16 protein-coding genes, 1 pseudogene and 1 riboswitch are annotated in these 17,737 nt (G+C 63.8%); of the genes and pseudogenes, 14 read left to right on the top strand and 3 right to left on the bottom strand.

The window, feature by feature from the left end:
• Positions 1–178 precede the first annotated feature (178 nt).
• Positions 179–763, bottom strand: coding sequence for a hypothetical protein (locus tag J3P84_RS07550; protein ID WP_434629064.1), 585 nt, complete (start codon positions 761–763; stop codon positions 179–181).
• Between the two features lie 159 nt (positions 764–922).
• A riboswitch (cobalamin riboswitch) is annotated at positions 923–1,137 on the top strand.
• Between the two features lie 82 nt (positions 1,138–1,219).
• On the opposite strand from J3P84_RS07550, the gene cobO reads away from it, so the two are divergent.
• The 10 genes from cobO (at position 1,220) to J3P84_RS07600 (ending at position 10,219) form a co-directional block, all read left to right on the top strand.
• Positions 1,220–1,831, top strand: a complete 612-nt coding sequence (cobO, locus tag J3P84_RS07555; RefSeq protein WP_305499435.1) for a cob(I)yrinic acid a,c-diamide adenosyltransferase — start codon at positions 1,220–1,222, stop codon at positions 1,829–1,831.
• A gap of 11 nt (positions 1,832–1,842) precedes the next feature.
• Positions 1,843–3,222 (top strand): cobyrinate a,c-diamide synthase, encoded by a 1,380-nt coding sequence (locus J3P84_RS07560; RefSeq protein WP_434629066.1) that lies wholly within the window; start codon positions 1,843–1,845, stop codon positions 3,220–3,222.
• Positions 3,219–3,869 carry a 5,6-dimethylbenzimidazole synthase gene (gene bluB, locus J3P84_RS07565; RefSeq protein WP_434629068.1) on the top strand — a complete coding sequence of 217 codons (651 nt, stop codon included), beginning with the start codon at positions 3,219–3,221 and terminating at the stop codon, positions 3,867–3,869. The genes J3P84_RS07560 and bluB overlap by 4 nt, the downstream gene beginning before the upstream one ends.
• Complete coding sequence (gene cbiB / locus J3P84_RS07570; protein ID WP_434629070.1) at positions 3,866–4,774, top strand: adenosylcobinamide-phosphate synthase CbiB; 909 nt, start codon at positions 3,866–3,868, stop codon at positions 4,772–4,774. Before bluB ends, cbiB begins: the two co-directional genes overlap by 4 nt.
• Complete coding sequence (gene cobD / locus J3P84_RS07575) at positions 4,767–5,759, top strand: threonine-phosphate decarboxylase CobD (RefSeq protein WP_434629072.1); 993 nt, start codon at positions 4,767–4,769, stop codon at positions 5,757–5,759. The genes cbiB and cobD overlap by 8 nt, the downstream gene beginning before the upstream one ends.
• Positions 5,756–7,207 carry a cobyric acid synthase gene (locus tag J3P84_RS07580; protein WP_434629074.1) on the top strand — a complete coding sequence of 484 codons (1,452 nt, stop codon included), beginning with the start codon at positions 5,756–5,758 and terminating at the stop codon, positions 7,205–7,207. Before cobD ends, J3P84_RS07580 begins: the two co-directional genes overlap by 4 nt.
• Before the next feature lie 132 nt (positions 7,208–7,339).
• Positions 7,340–7,861: a bifunctional adenosylcobinamide kinase/adenosylcobinamide-phosphate guanylyltransferase gene (gene cobU, locus J3P84_RS07585; protein WP_434629076.1), complete on the top strand. Its 522-nt coding sequence runs from the start codon at positions 7,340–7,342 to the stop codon at positions 7,859–7,861.
• Positions 7,858–8,913, top strand: coding sequence for a nicotinate-nucleotide--dimethylbenzimidazole phosphoribosyltransferase (cobT, locus tag J3P84_RS07590; protein ID WP_434629078.1), 1,056 nt, complete (start codon positions 7,858–7,860; stop codon positions 8,911–8,913). The genes cobU and cobT overlap by 4 nt, the downstream gene beginning before the upstream one ends.
• Positions 8,910–9,485 (top strand): alpha-ribazole phosphatase family protein, encoded by a 576-nt coding sequence (gene cobC / locus J3P84_RS07595; RefSeq protein WP_434629080.1) that lies wholly within the window; start codon positions 8,910–8,912, stop codon positions 9,483–9,485. Before cobT ends, cobC begins: the two co-directional genes overlap by 4 nt.
• Positions 9,486–9,487: 2 nt before the next feature.
• Positions 9,488–10,219 (top strand): adenosylcobinamide-GDP ribazoletransferase, encoded by a 732-nt coding sequence (locus J3P84_RS07600; RefSeq protein WP_434629082.1) that lies wholly within the window; start codon positions 9,488–9,490, stop codon positions 10,217–10,219.
• 19 nt (positions 10,220–10,238) lie between these two features.
• On the opposite strand, the pseudogene J3P84_RS07605 reads toward J3P84_RS07600, so the two are convergent.
• Positions 10,239–10,934 (bottom strand): annotated as a pseudogene (locus J3P84_RS07605) (SDR family oxidoreductase); the annotation flags it as partial.
• Positions 10,935–11,074: 140 nt separating this feature from the next.
• On the opposite strand from J3P84_RS07605, the gene J3P84_RS07610 reads away from it, so the two are divergent.
• The gene (locus J3P84_RS07610; RefSeq protein WP_434631189.1) at positions 11,075–11,914 is read left to right on the top strand and encodes an NEL-type E3 ubiquitin ligase domain-containing protein; all 840 of its coding nucleotides are present in this window, start codon (positions 11,075–11,077) and stop codon (positions 11,912–11,914) included.
• A 409-nt stretch (positions 11,915–12,323) separates the two neighbouring features.
• Here the strand turns inward: J3P84_RS07610 and J3P84_RS07615 are convergent, their stop codons facing one another.
• Positions 12,324–14,549: an autotransporter outer membrane beta-barrel domain-containing protein gene (locus J3P84_RS07615; protein WP_434629084.1), complete on the bottom strand. Its 2,226-nt coding sequence runs from the start codon at positions 14,547–14,549 to the stop codon at positions 12,324–12,326.
• 765 nt (positions 14,550–15,314) lie between these two features.
• Here J3P84_RS07615 and J3P84_RS07620 point away from each other — a divergent pair.
• From J3P84_RS07620 to J3P84_RS07630, 3 genes are all read left to right on the top strand, one after another.
• On the top strand, positions 15,315–15,719 hold the full coding sequence (locus J3P84_RS07620) for a MarR family winged helix-turn-helix transcriptional regulator (protein WP_434601539.1): 405 nt from the start codon (positions 15,315–15,317) through the stop codon (positions 15,717–15,719).
• Between the two features lie 61 nt (positions 15,720–15,780).
• A complete protein-coding gene (locus J3P84_RS07625) occupies positions 15,781–16,980 on the top strand; it encodes an MFS transporter (protein ID WP_434631191.1) in 1,200 nt (399 codons plus the stop codon).
• Between the two features lie 182 nt (positions 16,981–17,162).
• Positions 17,163–17,714, top strand: a complete 552-nt coding sequence (locus tag J3P84_RS07630) for a glutathione peroxidase (protein WP_434629087.1) — start codon at positions 17,163–17,165, stop codon at positions 17,712–17,714.
• The last annotated feature ends 23 nt before the right edge of the window (positions 17,715–17,737 follow it).

A 17,737-nucleotide genomic window follows, 5' to 3' on the forward strand; every position in this document is an offset into this window, starting at 1 on the left:
CATAGAGGAGCGTAGACGTGGGATGGTTCAACGGTGGGTAACAACAGTCAGGCAGACAGATTCCTTTGTGGGAGCGAGCCTGCTCGCGAAAGTGCTATATCGGGCAACATCGATGTCGACTGTTGCACCGTCTTCGCGAGCAGGCTCGCTCCCACATGTTTTCCCACTGATCCATGAATCAGCCGTGCGCCTGTTTCAGCAGCAGCGCAATACCCGGATGGTACTGGCCCGCCTCGTTGCGCAATTTGCGATAGGCGTAGGGGAAGTACCAGGCCACGGCGCAGGTGTTCTCCTTCTGCAGGTCGTCGATCATGTCCTGCAACTCTTCTGGCGTGGCGCTTTGCTGGGCTTTTTGCGGGGCAACGAACAGGCAGCCCAGTTTCAGGTCGCTGGCGTAGCTGATGCGCTTGGCGTCGCTGGCGGCTTCGAGCAAGGGTTGGGTCAGGTTCAGGTTGTTGACCTTCGGCCAGCGCTGGGTGGCCTGGATAAAGGCGCGCTCATCGGCGCTGGCAATGAACAGGTCGGCGCTGACGTTGCGTTCGCCTTCTTCGTTCTGCTTGCGCGTCGCTGCGTTCTGCAGCGTGACCATCTCAGCCATCCAGGCAGCGGCAGACAGCAACCCGAGGTTGGCTTTTTGATCATGCCAGTAGGGGGTGTCGTTATCGCCGCGCACGGCGTTGTAGCGATCGATACAGTCGAACCAGCGTTCCAGCACCGGGCGTAGAAACTCCAGCTTCGGATTGCTGATGATCATGCCTTGCATGCGTTTGCCCTCTTGTTCTTGTGATATCGGGTCGTAGTGTCTATTTGATATCACTTGCCGCAGCTTCACACAAGATCGCTGTCAGTTTATTGATCAGGGCCAGTCAACGAGTGGATACAGGTGGCGGCTTTAATTGACGCTCCATCCCCAACCCTCTAACCTTCGCGGCTTGTTTCAGGTGCTCTGTGGCGCGGTCGCGGCCGACAGAGTGAAACAGGGAAGCCGGTGAGCGAACGCGAACCCGGCGCTGCCCCCGCAACGGTAAATGAGTCAACGCTGTGCCTAGGCCACTGTGTCGCAAGACATGGGAAGGCGCGCAGCCAGGCATTACGCCGCTCATGAGCCCGGAGACCGGCCTGATTCATCCAACGGCATCACGGTGGGCGATGCCAGGCTCGCTGCCGTCCTTTTTTCTGCCCGCCCGCCGTTATCCAGTCCCAACGGAGAGCTCCCCTCATGACCGATACGCCCGATCGCGACGAACGCCACCTGGCGCGCATGCTGCGCAAGAAAGCCGTGATTGACGAGCGCATCGCCAATTCACCGAACGAGTGTGGCCTGCTGCTGGTGCTGACCGGCAACGGCAAGGGCAAGAGCAGTTCGGCGTTCGGCATGCTCGCCCGTGCCATGGGCCACGGCATGCAGTGCGGCGTGGTGCAGTTCATCAAGGGGCGCAACAGCACCGGCGAGGAGCTGTTTTTCCGACGCTTCCCGGAGCAGGTGCGCTTTCACGTCATGGGCGAAGGCTTCACCTGGGAAACCCAGGATCGTCAGCGCGACATCGCCGCCGCCGAAGCGGCCTGGGCGGTATCGCGGCAACTGCTCGGCGATCCATCGATCGGCCTGGTGGTGCTTGATGAGCTGAACATCGCTCTCAAGCACGGTTATCTCGATCTCGATCAGGTGTTGAGCGATCTGCAGGCCCGTCCGCCGATGCAACACGTGGTGGTCACCGGCCGGGGTGCCAAGCCGGAAATGATCGAGCTGGCCGATACCGTGACCGAAATGGGCATGATCAAGCATGCCTTCCAGGCCGGCATCAAGGCGCAGAAAGGCGTCGAACTGTGAATGATGCTTCGATGACCAGCCGCCACTGTCCGGCGGTGTTGATTGCCGCGCCGGCTTCCGGCCAGGGCAAGACCACCGTCACTGCGGCGCTGGCACGGTTGCATCGCAACCAGGGGCGCAAGGTGCGTGTGTTCAAATGCGGACCTGATTTCCTTGATCCGATGATCCTTGAGCGCGCCAGTGGCGCACCGGTCTATCAACTGGATATGTGGATGGTCGGCGAGCAGGAAAGTCGCCGACTGTTGTGGGAAGCCGCCGCCGAAGCGGACCTGATCCTGATCGAAGGCGTGATGGGGCTGTTCGACGGCACCCCGTCCAGCGCTGACCTGGCGCGCCACTTCGGCGTGCCGGTGCTGGCCGTGATCGACGGCACGGCGATGGCCCAGACCTTCGGTGCCCTGGCCCTGGGCCTGGCCCGTTATCAGCCGGACTTGCCGTTCGCTGGCGTACTGGCCAACCGGGTCGGCACCCTGCGCCACGCGCAATTGCTCGAAGGCAGCCTGACCGAAGGCCTGCGCTGGTACGGCGCGCTCTCGCGAGAAACCGGCATCGAGCTGCCGAGCCGCCACCTGGGGCTGGTCCAGGCCAGCGAACTGAATGACCTGGACGTTCGCCTCGACGCAGCGGCCGAAGCATTGGCCGGCAGTTGTGAAGTGTCGCTGCCGCCCCAGGTCGAGTTCGCCGCGCCCGAACTGACAACCGTCGAGCCGTGGCTCGACGGTGTGCGCATCGCCGTCGCCCGCGACGAAGCGTTTGCCTTCACCTATGGCGCGAGCCTCGACCTGCTGCGGGCCATGGGCGCGCAACTGGCCTTCTTTTCCCCTATTCATGACACCGAACTGCCCGAGGCGGACAGCCTGTATCTGCCTGGCGGTTACCCGGAGCTGCACCACGTTGCACTGGCGCGGAACGTGCCGATGCTGACGGCGATCCGTGCCCACCACGCAGCCGGCAAACCGCTGCTCGCCGAATGCGGTGGCATGCTCTACCTGCTCGATTCATTGACCGACGTCGAGGGCACTCGCGCCGAGCTGCTCGGCCTGTTGAGCGGTGAAGCGCAGATGCAAAAGCGCCTTGCGGCCTTGGCGTTGCAATCAGTCGAGCTGCCGGAAGGCACCCTGCGCGGGCATACCTATCATCACTCCTTGACCAGCACTGAACTTGAGCCGATCGCCCGTGGGCACAGCCCGAACGGTGGGCGAGGGGCTGAGGCGGTTTTCCGCCTGGGGCGGATGACGGCTTCCTATGTGCATTTTTACTTTCCGTCCAATCCCGGGGCGATTGCCGCGTTGCTTGCGCCCGACCCTGCGGCCGTCTTCGCGAGCAGGCTCGCTCCCACATTTGATCACCTGAACCCTGTGGGAGCGAGCTTGCTCGCGATGAGGCCATGACTGACAACGCCTTTGCCCAGGCCGAACGCGAAGCCGTCTACCGCGCCATCGCCGAACGCCGCGACATGCGCCATTTCAGCGGCGGCACCGTCGAGCCGGCGTTGCTGCGCCGTCTGCTGGAAGCCGCGCACCAGGCGCCCAGCGTCGGGCTGATGCAACCGTGGCGCTTCATCCGTATCAGCGACCGTGGCTTGCGTGGGCAAATCCAGCGACTGGTGGAAGAGGAGCGCATCCGCACCGCCGAAGCCCTGGGCGAGCGCAGCGATGAATTCATGCAGCTCAAGGTCGAAGGCATCAGCGACTGTGCCGAGGTGCTCGTCGCGGCGTTGATGGACGATCGCGAGCGGCATGTCTTCGGTCGCCGGACCCTGCCGGAAATGGACCTGGCCTCGCTGTCCTGCGCCATCCAGAACCTGTGGCTGGCGGCCCGCGTCGAAGGGCTGGGGATGGGCTGGGTGTCGCTGTTCGATCCCCAGGCCCTGGCTGACCTGCTGGGCCTGCCCGCCGGGGCCAAGCCGTTGGCGGTCCTGTGCCTGGGACCGGTCGAAGGCTTCTACCCAGCGCCGATGCTGGCCCTGGAAGGCTGGGCGCAACCGCGTCCGCTCACTGAACTGCTTTACGAAAACTACTGGGGAGTGCGCCCATGAGCGTAGCGTTGCTCAGTGCCGCCGCGGTGGCGCTGGATGCGCTGCTGGGTGAGCCCCGGCGTTGGCATCCGCTGGTGGCGTTCGGCGGCTTTGCCGATCGCATCGAACAACGTTTCAACTCCGGCGGGCGTGGCTGGCGCAGCCATGGAGTGACGGCGTGGGTGATCGCCGTGGTGCCGCTGACCTTGCTCGCCACGGCCCTGTCCTGGGCACCGATGATTGGCTGGCTGGTGGAGATTCTGGCGCTGTACTGCGCCCTCGGCCTGCGCAGTCTCGGCGAGCATGTCGAGCCGGTGGCCCGGGCGCTGCGCAGCGGTGAGCTGGACGAGGCGCGTCGACGCGTCGGTTACCTGGTCAGCCGCGAAACCGCCGAGCTGGACGAAACCGCCGTTGCCCGCGCCGCCACCGAGTCGGTACTGGAAAACGGCAGCGACGCGGTGTTCGCCGCGTTGTTCTGGTTCGCCGTGGCCGGTGCGCCCGGCGTGGTGTTGTATCGATTGAGCAATACCCTCGACGCCATGTGGGGCTATCGCAACGAGCGCTTCGAGCGTTTCGGCTGGGCGGCGGCGAAGATCGATGACCTGCTCAACTACATCCCCGCGCGCCTGGTGGCGTTGACCTACGCTGTGCTCGGCAAGACCGGCCTGGCACTCAAATGCTGGCGCAGCCAGGGCCCGACCTGGGACAGCCCGAATGCCGGGCCGGTGATGGCCGCCGGTGCCGGCGCGCTGGGTGTGGAACTGGGGGGCGCGGCGGTGTATCACGGCGAACTGCATCAACGCCCGCCATTGGGCGAGGGCGTGCCGGCGAGTGCCGATTCGATTGACCGAGGCTGGCAATTGGTGCAGCGCGGCGTATGGTTATGGCTGCTGATTCTCTGCCTCGGAGCCGAGTTTTATGCTTGAGCATGGTGGACGACTGCGCAACGCCGCCCGGCAATACGGGATTGCCGAGGCCGACTGGCTCGACCTGTCCAGTGGCCTCGCGCCCTGGCCGTTCGAGATCCCGGCTATTCCAATGCGCGCCTGGGCGCGCCTGCCCGAGACCGACGATGGTCTGGAACAGGCCGCTTGCGACTATTACGAAGCGACGCATGTGCTGCCGGTGGCCGGTTCGCAAATGGCCATCCAACTGCTGCCGCGCCTACGCCGAGCGGGCAAGGTCGGGGTCTTGTCGCCTTGTTACGCCGAGCACGCCGAAGCCTGGCGCCGCAGCGGGTACATCGTGCGCGAAGTGCTGGAAGCGGAAGTGGATTTTTTCCTCGACAGCCTCGACGTGCTGGTGGTGGTCAACCCGAACAATCCCACCGGCCTGAGCCTGGATCCCGAACGCCTGCTGGATTGGCATGCCCGGCTGGCCCAGCGGGGTGGCTGGCTGGTGGTGGACGAGGCGTTCATGGATATCACGCCGCACCTGAGCCTTGCCGCCTACGCCCATCAGGTCGGATTGATCGTGCTGCGCTCGTTCGGCAAGTTTTTCGGCCTGGCCGGGGTTCGCCTCGGGTTCGTCCTGGCCGAGCGACGCTTGCTCAGGCTGCTCGCCGAACAGGTCGGGCCGTGGGCCGTCAGCGGGCCGACGCGGATATTGGGCCAGGCGTGCCTGTTGGATACCGAGGCCCACGCCCGCCAGCGCCAGCGTTGCGAAGAAACCAGCGAGCGCCTGGCGCTGCTGCTCGAGCATTACGGTTTCAAGCCTGATGGCGGTTGTGGATTGTTCCAGTGGCTGGTTACCGAGCACGCCCGGGCCCTTTATGAATTCATGGCCCAGCGCGGCATTCTCCTGCGGCTGTTCATCAACACCAGCAGTCTGCGCTTCGGGCTGCCGGCCAATGACGCAGAATTCCTGCGTCTCGAACAGGCTTTCGAGGCCTACGCCAAGGACATTCAATGACCACCTTGATGGTGCAGGGCACCACCTCCGATGCCGGCAAAAGCACGCTGGTCACGGCGCTGTGCCGCTGGGTCAGGCGCCAGGGCGTGAGCGTGGTGCCATTCAAGCCGCAGAACATGGCGCTCAATAGCGCGGTGACCGCCGATGGCGGCGAAATCGGCCGGGCCCAGGCGGTCCAGGCCCAGGCTTGTGGCCTCGAACCGCATACCGACATGAACCCGGTGCTGCTCAAGCCCAACAGCGACACCGGTGCCCAAATCATCATCCATGGCCGCGCCGTGACCAGCATGAACGCCGTGGCGTATCACGATTACAAGGCCATCGCGATGCAAGCGGTGCTGGCTTCCCATGAGCGTTTGCGGGCGGCGTATCCGGTGGTCATGGTCGAGGGCGCGGGGTCGCCGGCGGAGATCAATCTGCGTGCCGGCGACATCGCCAACATGGGTTTTGCCGAGGCCGTCGATTGCCCGGTGCTGCTGATCGCCGACATCAATCGCGGCGGCGTATTCGCCCACCTGGTCGGCACCCTTGAGTTGCTTTCGCCCAGCGAACAGGCCCGGGTAAAAGGTTTCATCATCAACCGTTTTCGTGGCGACCTGGCGTTGCTGCAACCTGGCCTGGATTGGCTCGAAGCGCGCACCGGCAAACCGGTGATTGGCGTATTGCCCTATGTGCTGGACCTGCATCTGGAAGCCGAGGACGGTCTCGATCGGCGTCAGGCCGACAAGGCCGAACAGGTACTCAAGGTTGTGGTGCCGGTGCTGCCGCGCATCAGCAACCATACCGATTTCGATCCGCTGCGCCTGCACTCGCAGGTCGACCTGCAGTTCATCGGCCCCGGCCAGACCATCCCGCCGGCCGACCTGATCATCCTGCCCGGTTCGAAAAGCGTGCGCAGCGACCTGGCCTACTTGCGCGTCAACGGCTGGGAGACAGCAATCAATCGGCACCTGCGCTACGGTGGCAAGTTGCTGGGCATCTGCGGTGGTTTGCAGATGCTTGGCCGCCAGGTCCACGATCCGCTCGGGCTGGAAGGCGCGGCCGGTTCGAGTGCCGGGCTGGGCCTGCTGGACTTCGAGACGACGCTGGAGCATGAGAAGCAGTTGCGCAACGTACGCGGGCGGTTGGCCCTGGAGGATGCCGAGGTCAGCGGCTACGAGATTCATGCGGGTGTGACCACTGGCCCGGCCCTGGAAAACCCTGCGGTGACGTTGGACGGCGGCCGTTGCGACGGCGCCCGAAGCCTCGACGGACAGATTTTCGGCACCTATCTGCATGGGCTGTTTGAAACGCCAGCGGCGAGCAGCGCGTTGCTGCGCTGGGCGGGCGTGCAGGACGTCCAGGCGGTGGATTACCACGGGTTGCGCGAGCGGGATATCGAGCGGTTGGCGGACCTGGTGGAGCGGCATCTGGATACCGGGGTGTTGCGTGAACTCTGTGGGATTTGAGGTGGCTGAAAGGGCCCCTTCGCGAGCAGGCTCGCTCCCACATGGGCCTTGCGGTGTACATAATCCCTGTGGGAGCGAGCCTGCTCGCGAAGGGGCCAGCACCGACACCGCCTATTTGAAAGAGAACGACCCATGCTGCAACTGATCCTCGGCGGCGCCCGCTCCGGCAAGAGTCGCCTGGCTGAAAAACTCGCGGCAGGCACCGGCTTGCCGGTGACCTACATCGCCACCAGCCAACCCCTGGACGGCGAGATGAACCAGCGTGTCGCTCAGCATCGCGCCCGGCGCCCGGCCGATTGGGCGTTGGTGGAGGAACCGCTGGCGCTGGCGCAGGTGTTGCGCGAAACCGCCGCGAGCGAGCGCTGCCTGCTGGTGGATTGCCTGACCCTTTGGCTGACCAACCTGTTGGTGCTCGACGATGCCGACCGACTGGCTGCCGAGCGCGAAGCCCTGCTGGACTGCATCGGCGCGCTGCCCGGTGAAATCATTTTTGTCAGCAACGAGACCGGCCTGGGTGTCGTGCCGCTGGGCGAGCTGACTCGCCGTTACGTCGATGAAGCCGGCTGGCTGCATCAAGCCCTGGCCGAACGTTGCCAGCGCGTTGTGCTGACCGTTGCCGGCCTGCCCCTGACTCTCAAAGGTATTGCGTTATGAATCACCGCTGGTGGCTGGACCCGTGCAAGCCCGTTGATAGCCAAGTGCTGGAGCAAGCGATGGCGCGGCAACAACAACTAACCAAACCGGCCGGCTCCCTCGGGCGCCTGGAGTCGGTGGCGGTGCAACTGGCGGGCCTGCAAGGGCAGGTCAAGCCAAGTCTTGAACAATTGTGGATCGCGATTTTTGCCGGCGATCACGGTGTGGTGGCCGAAGGCGTCTCGGCCTATCCCCAGGAAGTGACCGGACAGATGCTGCTCAACTTTGTCAGCGGCGGCGCGGCCATCAGCGTGCTCGCGCGGCGGTTGGGCGCTTCCCTGGAGGTCGTCGACCTGGGCACCGTGACGCCTTCGCTGGACTTGCCCGGCGTGCGGCATTTGCGGGTCGGCCCGGGCACCGCCAATTTCCTCCTGGGCCCGGCCATGACCCTGGTCCAGGGCGAACAGGCCCTGCAAGCCGGACGCGACAGTGCCATGCGCGCCGCTGCCAGCGGCACGCAACTGTTCATCGGTGGCGAGATGGGCATCGGCAATACCACGGCGGCCAGCGCGCTGGCCTGTGCCTTGCTCGATTGCCCGGTGGCGCATCTGGTCGGGCCGGGCACCGGGCTGGATGCGGCGGGTATCAGCCGCAAGGTCCAGGTCATCGAACGCGCCCTGGCCGTGCACGGTGGGTCGAACGGCGACCCGCTGCAAACGCTGTGCAACCTTGGCGGGTTTGAAATCGCCGCGTTGATCGGCGCCTATCTGGCCTGTGCCCAACAAGGCATCGCCGTGCTGGTGGATGGCTTTATCTGCAGCGTCGCGGCCCTGGTGGCGGTGCGGCTCAATCCGGCGTGCCGGCCCTGGTTGTTGTTCGCCCACCGTGGCGCCGAACCGGGACACCGCCACGTGCTGGAAACCCTCGCTGCCGAACCGCTGCTGGACCTCGGCTTGCGCCTGGGCGAGGGCAGCGGGGCGGCGCTGGCGGTGCCGTTGTTGCGCCTGGCCTGTGACCTCCATGGGCAGATGGCGACCTTCGCCGAAGCGGCCGTGGCGGATCGCCCGGCATGACCTTGCGCCTGGACCTGTTGCGCCATGGCGAGACCGAACTGGGCGGCGGGCTGCGCGGCAGTCTCGACGACGCCCTGACGCCACGAGGCTGGGAACAGATGCACGCGGCGGTCGCAGCGGGCGGGCCGTGGGATCGGCTGGTGAGTTCGCCCTTGCAGCGTTGCGCGCGTTTCGCCGAACAGCTGGGTGCGCGACTCGGCGTGCCGGTGGACTTGGACAAGGACCTGCAGGAATTGCATTTCGGCGCCTGGGAAGGCCGTAGCGCGGCGGCATTGATGGAGACTGACGCCGAGGCGCTGGGGCGGTTCTGGGCCGATCCCTACGGCTTCACGCCGCCGGAAGGTGAGCCGGTACTCGAGTTTTCGGCGCGAGTGCTGGCGGCGCTTGAACGCTTGCATCAAGCCTACGCCGGGCAGCGCATCCTGCTGGTCAGCCATGGCGGCGTGATGCGGCTGCTGCTGGCCCGCGCCCGCGGCCTGCCGCGCGAGCAATTGCTCAATGTCGAAGTCGCCCACGGCGCGCTGTTTTCTCTCTTGGTGGCGTCCGGTCCAGTCCTCGAAGAGGCGGTCTGAAGATGTTGCCTTTCTGGATCGCCCTGCAATTTCTCAGCAGCCTGCCGGTGCGCTTGCCGGGCATGCCCGAACCTGCGCAACTGGGTCGTTCGCTGCTGTTCTATCCGCTGGTAGGGGTGATGTTCGGCGGCTTGCTCTGCGGGCTCGATGCCTGGTTGTCAGGCGCACCGTTGCTGCTGCATGCGGCGCTGCTGCTGACGGCCTGGGTGTTGCTCAGTGGCGGCCTGCACCTCGATGGCCTGGCGGACAGCGCCGATGCCTGGCTCGGTGGTTTCGGTGATCGCGAGCGTACGCTGCTGATCATGAAGGACCCGCGCAGCGGACCGATCGCGGTGGTCACCCTGGTGCTGGTGCTGTTGCTCAAATTCAGCGCGTTGCTGGCGCTGATCGAACAGCAGCAGACCTTGGCGCTGCTCATCGTGCCGGTCCTCGGGCGTGGTGCGTTGCTGGCACTGTTCCTCACCACGCCCTATGTACGTGCCGGTGGCTTGGGCCAGGCGCTCGCCGACCACCTGCCACGCCGCGTCGGTTGGCAGGTGCTGTGCGCCGTTGCGCTGGCCTCCGGGCTGGTGGCGGGCTGGGCCGGCCTGGTGGCGTTGCTGGTCGCGGCGCTGGGCTTTATCGGCTTGCGCCGGATAATGCTGCGCCGCTTGGGCGGGTGCACCGGAGACACGGCGGGGGCCTTGCTGGAACTGCTGGAGATGGCGGTTCTGGTGGGTTGGGCATTGAGCTGATTACAGGACGGCGCCGAGATCAATCGACAAACAGGTCGGGTGTCAGCGGGCCGCCTTGCGGGTCGTAGCGGTACTGTCCGAACTCGGTCTGGCCTTGTTCCGCCAGCAGCTCTTCATCAATCAGCAGGCGGCCGGTGACGTGGCGATTGCTGCTGGAGAGAATGGCATGGGCGGCATCGGCCATGATCGCGGGGGTTCGGGCGCGCTTGAAGGCCTGGCGTCCGCCGAGTTCGAACTCGATGGCGGCGGTGGCGATGACGGTCTTCGGCCATAGCGAGTTGACGCTGATGCCGTATTTCTCGAACTCATCGCTCATGCCGAGGGTGAGCATGCTCATGCCGTACTTGGTGACGGTGTAGGGTGCGTGCTGGGCGAACCAGCGGGACGACAGGCTCAGCGGTGGCGAGAGGTTGAGGATGTGGCCGCCGCCGCTGCGCTTGAGGTAGGGCAGGACCGCCTGGCTGCAGACCATCACTGCACGCGTGTTGATCTGATACATCAGGTCGAAGCGTTTCGGCACAAGATGTTCGACGCCCATGAGCCGAATCGCTCCCGCGTTGTTGACCAGGGCATCGATACCGCCGAAGTGTTCGGCGGCCCTGTCCATGGCCGCGCCTACCGCCGTCTCGTCGCGCACGTCCAGTTGCAGGGGCAAGGCCCTGCCGCCGGCGGCTTCCCCGCTGGATAGACGCACACTTGCTATCGAGCCTGGAAGAACTCGACCTGTCCGAAAATCTCCTCACCCACATTCCGGAAGATGTATTCAGCAACGGAGGCAATCACCGGGCATCCACCGAAGTAGTGCTGGCCGGCAACCCGCTCGATCCCGAGCTTTCCCAGCGATTGCTCGACTCGATGGCCGCGGTGCAGCCGGGTATCCCTCGCTTTACCTTCGAACTGGATGACTTGCAGCTTGATCATTTCGCTCAACCGGGACCGGTCCCTACGCCCAGTGTCGACCCATGGCTCGAAGGACTCGATGAACTCGAAGCGGCACGTCGCCGGCAACTATGGCAAGACATCGGGCGGGCAGGCGCTTCGAACCTCATGACCATGATCAATCAACTGCGGCAAACCAACGATTTTTTCCACGCTGCCCGCCGACCTGAACTGATCGGCTCGGTCTGGACGGTCCTTGAACAAGCTGGCAACGACGCGGTGTTGCGGCGCCGATTGAATGATATGGCCGAGGAGGGCGCGCGGATGCGCGCGCAGGGGGAAACCTGTGTGGATGGCTTGCGTGTCGAATTCGCCCGGATCGAAACCGAGGCCATGGTTCATCAGGCGCTGCCGGCCGGCATGCCGGAGGAGCAACGAGGGGCCTGGTTCTACCAGCGGCTACGGGCCAAGTATCGGGCCGATGCGGTCGAGGTCATTGCCAATCGGCAGGCCGGGGGACGTGATGTTGCCGAGGTACGCATGGCTTACCTGATCGGCACGCGCGAGCCCCTCGGCCTTCTTGTCGCGCCTGGAAGCATGGCATTTGCCGGCGCTGCCCGGATCAGGCACGGCGAGCTGTCCAGGGTGGTACAGATTGTTCTGGAGGAGGAGCGCTTGGGAGGCCTGCTCAACTACGGCCAGCTCCAGCCATTCTGGACCCAGTACCTGCGCGAACGTTACGCCGCTCGTTTCGCTCGCCTCGAAACCGAGTATCGGCAACCCGGCAACAACCGGTCGGCGCTGATCTCAACGTAATAATCATCCGCTCGCATAGGCAGTACCCATGTTCGGGTAGCGATGATATTGCCTTCGTCATCGTCAAGGAAAACATCCACCCGCTCCTCACCCGTTAGCGGAGGAGATTCGTACCAGGGCTTGAACTCTAGCCTCAAGGGGTTGCTCGGGTCACTCCAGGCCGTACGGTGCAGCAGGTTCGGCTCCCCCCCGGGAATATCAGGCAGTGGTTTGGGCTGTGTCCAGGGCGCGGTCATCGTGCACGGGAGCTGGTTGAACTGGGCTGATGACATCTTTCATGTTCTCCGTTGCTGGCAATCAGAATCCCCAGTCCCGAGAGCGGGGCATCACACGCTTGATGAACACTCGAATGCCGCAGGGGGCAAACGCCAGGGTCGCCCCCCGACGTTTGGCGCCCGTTCAGCCCGCGCTACCAGAGATAGCGCACGCCGATGTTGGCTCCCCACGGCTGATCGATCTTGTCGCCGTTGCTGTAGTCAAAATCGGCGTGGATTGCGACTTTGTCGGTCAAGGTCATTGCAACACCGACGCCCAACTCGCCACGGGAGCCCGAGAGGTCGTTATTGAAGACGTTGTTGTTGACCTCGACTTCGTTGTTCTTGGCGAACTCATGGACATAGGCTGCACGCAGGTAGGGTTGCACCGTCTTGCCTTCAGCAAGCCTGAAAGTGCGCCCGGCGGTAGCGCCCGCCTTGCCCAGGATTGAACGGGTGCGACTGCCTTCGGCAGCCAGGTCGTTGTTCAGATCGTAATCCTTGCCTTGGATAACGACGCCGGAAAGCTGGGTGAACGGCTCGATGAAGTAATCATCCGCCAGTTTGATATGACGACCGACTTCCAGGGAGGCACCAACGCCATGGTTGTTGTAGTCGCCCTTGGCCTTTTTGCCATCGCTCAGTTGTACATCGGACTTGTTCTGGAAACGGTTGAACTTGATGACGGCATCCAGGTAGTAGCCGCTCTGCTGATCCAGCCAAGTAGTGTAGGCACCCAGGTAATAGCTGTTGACCGTGCCGCTGGTACCCCGGCTCAAATCCAGGTCGGACTGGCTGTAGCCCCCCAACAGCCCGACGAGCCACTGCCCATCGCCGAACGGCAAGGGCGCATCGGCACCGAACGACACCCCTTGCTGGACTTGCTGATAAGCCAGGCCGGAACTGGCACTGACGTCGAATTTGTTGCCGTAGGAGCGCATCCAGCCGCCGGCCTTGTCGGGGTTCATACGCACCTCGCCCATGCGACTGCGCAATGTACTCAACTCGCCGTACCATACGGTTGGAGCGGTATTGAACAGCGCCAGCACCGAGCGCGTACCAGGACTGATCACTCGGGACGTGGTGTCCAGGTACCAATCATTGTCACCATGCTTGACCAGGTCGTAGGAATAGGTCCCGAGATCCACTGCACCATCGAGCAGAGAAAATTGCGCATCGCCGTCTGCGATATGCACCACCGGGATACTGCCTGGCGCGAGTGGATCCTGGCCACTGCTGCCCATGAGAATGGTATGGCGGCCGGTCGCGGTGCCGGTGACTTCGAGCGTATCGACTTGGCCGGTGGCGAAATCGACGTCCATGATGAAATTGCCAGTCCCGGACAGATTGCCTACCGAGAGCTTATAGAACTCGGTAGGGCTACCCAGCTGAACGTTGCCGCCATCCAGGGTCAAGCTATCCACCACGCCGTCCTCGACCATCGCCCAGGTCGCACCGCTGTTGACCGCGAGCGCATCGACGTTGATCAGCCGGCCGGTCAGGCTCGCGCCCTGCTCCAGGGTCACGTTGGCCGTGCTGGTGTCGTCGGCACGGATGTCGCCGACCAGCTTGGTGTTGCTGTTGCCCACCCGCAGGTTGCCCTCGGCGCCACGGCGCACATCCATCAGGATACCGTTGCTGGCGGTCAGGGTAGAGCCGTTGAGTACGGCGATATCGGCCTGCACCGGTCCTACACCCAATGTGTCGACCAGAATCGCCGAGCCGTTGAGCCCTTCCACGTGGGTATTGTTCAACTCCAATGTACCGGGTACGTCCAGCCTGGCATCGCCGGCAAAAAGAATTCCCTCGCTGCTGCCACTGATGCGGCTGTCTACGGCCGTTACGCTGCCGTTGAAGATGCGCAGGCCATCACCGCTGCTTCCGGTTCCGGTTCCGCTGCCTGACAGTGTCGAGCGCAGCACCGTCAAGGTGGTCAAGGCATTGACGCTGGCGCCGGCGATCGCGCCGCTGATGAGGCTATCGGAGACGGTTACGCTGGCCCCCTTGGTCGCGGCCGTATCGCTGGAGAGCGCCAATCCGGTGCGGTCGCTGGAGGAGATATTGCTTTGGGCGATGCTCGCTGTGCCCGCCACAACGTGGACGCCACTTTCGTCCGTGGCCTGTACCGCTGCGCCAGTGAGATTCAGGGTCGATTCATTGACCAGGATATCCCGGGTCTGGGCGCCGTTGACGTTCAGCGTCGAGGCACCATTCAACACATAATTGTCCGCAGGCGTGCTGTTGTCGATGGTCAGGACTTCCCCGGGAACGAGCACCCGCGCTGCCAGGGCAACGTCGGAAAACAACCAGAGCGGTGCGCAGGAGAGCAGTTTCAAAGTACGGGACAAAGGATGCAGCTTGAACGAGCGAGCAGTGGACATAGGGCACCATCGGCGAGCAGTTACAGAAGGCGGCGCAGGCTATAGGGCAGGATGCGACCCGTATGTAGGATTTTTCCGAAATGTGCCGAGAGAACATCAAAGCCATGACAGACAGTCGCCTCGACAAGGCAGCTGTCTGTCGCGCAGCGATGATTGTCAGGTCAAGGATTAGCCGGGACGTTGCAGCTGCCTTCCCCCTGCGCTAGCCCTACCTTGGTGTTGGTTGGAGTGGACTTGGCAGGTTTACCTTCAATGAGGTAGGCCACTTCGCCTTTACCTATCTGGTTGGCTGGGTCCCAGATTGGCAGGATATGAACGCCATACGGCTCGATGAGCCAAACGATGCCTTGCTCGGCCTGCTCTTGGGTTATGTTGGAAAAAGTAGCTGTCTTGAAGGCGAGAGGCAGCGGTGTCGGATAGAGCCTGCTGGCGAACGACTTGAAGCAGTGCTGGCTTGGTACATGATTGAATCTCCCATTCATCATCATTGATGGCGTGGACGCGGTGCTGTCCTGCTGTCGCTTGCACGGCGCCCCCCAGGCCTGGGTCAGGACTGGGGATACCTCCTTATATCGGGATTCAATCCCGGCAGAACCTGTCAGGATTGACAGGTGCGGACTTTAAGCAGGTCACTGGGAAAAGGCTGTCAGGCCGAGGCCACGCAGCTTGTAGGACATATCGCTGGGACTTGCTTGCCGTGTGTTGGAGCAGTGACATTCCTTGAATTAACTTGCGTTAACTTAATCGCGGGTATATACACGCACCATGCTTGCCTCTCAATGTTTGTGCATCAACCTGCGTCGTGCCGCCCGTGGCGTCAGCAGGTATTACGACGGCGCCCTCGACGGCTTCGGGATCAACGTTGCCCAGTATTCTCTGCTGAACAACCTGGCGCGCCTGGACCAGCCGAGCATTTCTTCCCTGGCCGAGGCCATGGGCCTGGACCGCAGCACGCTGGGGCGCAACTTGCGGGTGCTAGAAGGCGAGGGCTTGGTGAAGCTGGCCGAGGGCGAGGATCTGCGTAACCGTATCGTCGAGCTCACCGAGGCCGGACGTGCCCGACTGGCGGCGGCGCAGCCGGCCTGGGAAACGGCGCAACAAAAACTGATCGACAAGCTGGGCGCGGAAAAGCGTGCGACCCTGTTGGCCTTGCTGGATGAACTGGCGTGATGCCGGTTCGTCCGCTGATAAGTGGGTATATACCCGCGACCGGAGAACAATAATGACATCGATGTGGCGTACCTGTGGTTGGGTCCTGGTGGGCAGCGCGCTGATCCTGGCGTTGTCGCTGGGTGTGCGGCATGGGTTCGGGCTGTTCCTGGCGCCGATGAGCGCGGATTTCGGCTGGGGCCGCGAGGTGTTTGCCTTCGCGATTGCCTTGCAGAACCTGATCTGGGGCCTGGCGCAGCCGTTTACCGGTGCGCTGGCCGATCGCTTCGGCGCGGCGAAAGTGGTGCTGATCGGTGGCGTTCTCTACGCCGTCGGGCTGCTCCTGATGGGCATGGCCGACTCGCCCTGGTCGCTGTCGTTGAGCGCCGGTCTGTTGATCGGCATCGGCCTGTCCGGTACCTCGTTCTCGGTGATCCTCGGCGTGGTCGGGCGGGCCGTGCCAGCGGAAAAACGCAGCATGGGCATGGGCATCGCCAGCGCCGCCGGCTCCTTCGGCCAGTTCGCCATGCTGCCGGGCACGCTGGGCCTGATCGGCTGGCTCGGCTGGTCCGCCGCGCTGCTGGCGCTGGGTCTGTTGGTGGCGTTGATCGTGCCTTTGGTGAGCATGCTCAAGGACGCACCGGCGCCCCTGTCCGGGCATGAGCAGACGCTGTCCGAAGCGTTGCGCGAGGCTTGCAGTCATTCGGGGTTCTGGCTGCTGGCCGTGGGCTTTTTTGTCTGTGGTTTCCAGGTGGTGTTCATCGGTGTACACCTGCCGGCCTACCTGGTCGATCAGCACTTGCCGGCCAGTGTCGGCACAACGGTGCTGGCGCTGGTCGGGTTGTTCAATATCTTCGGCACCTACACGGCCGGCTGGCTGGGTGGACGGATGTCCAAGCCGCGGCTGCTGACCGCGTTGTATCTGGCGCGGGCGGTGGTGATCGGCCTGTTCCTTTGGCTGCCGGTGACCACGACCACGGCCTATGTCTTCGGCATGGCGATGGGCTTCCTCTGGCTGTCGACGGTGCCGTTGACCAACGGTACGGTTGCGACCCTGTTTGGTGTGCGAAACCTCTCGATGCTTGGTGGGATGGTGTTCCTGTTTCACCAGTTGGGATCGTTCCTGGGAGGCTGGCTGGGCGGGGTGGTGTACGACCGCACCGGCAGCTATGACCTGATCTGGCAAGTGTCGATCCTGCTCAGCCTGTTGGCGGCGGCATTGAACTGGCCGGTGCGCGAACGCCCGGTGGCGCGCCTGCAAGCGCAGGCCGGTGCCGCATGAGCCGCGTCGGTCCGTGGTTGGTCGCGGCCGGCGCCGCGCTGTTGCTGGCCTTCGCCTGGTGGGGCTGGCACCAGGGCGGGTTGGCGTTGATGCAATTGGGCATGGGTAACTGCTGAACAATGGACGGCGTCGGGCGGGCGGAGTAACGTCCTGGTCTGACAGGCTTTCAAGGAAAATCCGACATGCTGATGCGCTGGCTTGCTGTTCCCACCCTGTTGCTGGCTGCGGCCGGGCAAGTTTGGGCGGCTGATTGTCCGCCGCTGCTGGAGGGCTCGCTGCCCAAGCTGCGGGCCAAGGAAACCATCGACCTGTGCCAGCGCTTCGCCGGCAAGCCCCTGGTGGTGGTCAACACCGCCAGCTTCTGTGGTTTTGCACCGCAGTTCAAAGGCCTCGAAGCGCTGAACCAGCACTATAAGGGGCAAGGGCTGGAAGTGCTGGGCGTACCCTCTGACGATTTCAAGCAGGAGTCCAAGGATGGCGCGGAGACGGCCAAGGTCTGCTACGTCAACTACGGCGTGACCTTCGCCATGACCGAGCCGCAGCCAGTGCGCGGCGCGGACGCGATCCCCTTGTTCAGGCACCTGGCCGAACAGTCCAGCGCGCCGAAATGGAATTTCTACAAGTACGTTGTAGATCGCCAGGGCAGGGTGGTCGGCAGTTTTTCCAGCCGGATCAAACCCGACGATCCTGACTTCATCAAGGCAGTGGAAACGGCCATCGCTTCGAAACCCTGACCGCCAGCCACGAAAAAGCCCCG

The sequence above is a fragment of the Pseudomonas sp. Z1-29 genome (assembly GCF_051131995.1).
In the GTDB taxonomy this organism is placed as follows: domain Bacteria; phylum Pseudomonadota; class Gammaproteobacteria; order Pseudomonadales; family Pseudomonadaceae; genus Aquipseudomonas.

Coding starts and splice junctions, on each gene's coding strand:
- J3P84_RS07610 (WP_434631189.1), top strand. CDS start 11,075: ATGGCCGCGGTGCAGCCGGGTATCCCTCGCTTTACCTTCGAACTGGAT.
- cobO (WP_305499435.1), top strand. CDS start 1,220: ATGACCGATACGCCCGATCGCGACGAACGCCACCTGGCGCGCATGCTG.
- cobC (WP_434629080.1), top strand. CDS start 8,910: ATGACCTTGCGCCTGGACCTGTTGCGCCATGGCGAGACCGAACTGGGC.
- J3P84_RS07625 (WP_434631191.1), top strand. CDS start 15,781: ATGTGGCGTACCTGTGGTTGGGTCCTGGTGGGCAGCGCGCTGATCCTG.
- cobT (WP_434629078.1), top strand. CDS start 7,858: ATGAATCACCGCTGGTGGCTGGACCCGTGCAAGCCCGTTGATAGCCAA.
- J3P84_RS07560 (WP_434629066.1), top strand. CDS start 1,843: ATGACCAGCCGCCACTGTCCGGCGGTGTTGATTGCCGCGCCGGCTTCC.
- J3P84_RS07600 (WP_434629082.1), top strand. CDS start 9,488: ATGTTGCCTTTCTGGATCGCCCTGCAATTTCTCAGCAGCCTGCCGGTG.
- J3P84_RS07620 (WP_434601539.1), top strand. CDS start 15,315: ATGCTTGCCTCTCAATGTTTGTGCATCAACCTGCGTCGTGCCGCCCGT.
- J3P84_RS07580 (WP_434629074.1), top strand. CDS start 5,756: ATGACCACCTTGATGGTGCAGGGCACCACCTCCGATGCCGGCAAAAGC.
- cobU (WP_434629076.1), top strand. CDS start 7,340: ATGCTGCAACTGATCCTCGGCGGCGCCCGCTCCGGCAAGAGTCGCCTG.
- J3P84_RS07550 (WP_434629064.1), bottom strand. CDS start 763: ATGCAAGGCATGATCATCAGCAATCCGAAGCTGGAGTTTCTACGCCCG.
- J3P84_RS07615 (WP_434629084.1), bottom strand. CDS start 14,549: ATGTCCACTGCTCGCTCGTTCAAGCTGCATCCTTTGTCCCGTACTTTG.
- cbiB (WP_434629070.1), top strand. CDS start 3,866: ATGAGCGTAGCGTTGCTCAGTGCCGCCGCGGTGGCGCTGGATGCGCTG.
- cobD (WP_434629072.1), top strand. CDS start 4,767: ATGCTTGAGCATGGTGGACGACTGCGCAACGCCGCCCGGCAATACGGG.
- bluB (WP_434629068.1), top strand. CDS start 3,219: ATGACTGACAACGCCTTTGCCCAGGCCGAACGCGAAGCCGTCTACCGC.
- J3P84_RS07630 (WP_434629087.1), top strand. CDS start 17,163: ATGCTGATGCGCTGGCTTGCTGTTCCCACCCTGTTGCTGGCTGCGGCC.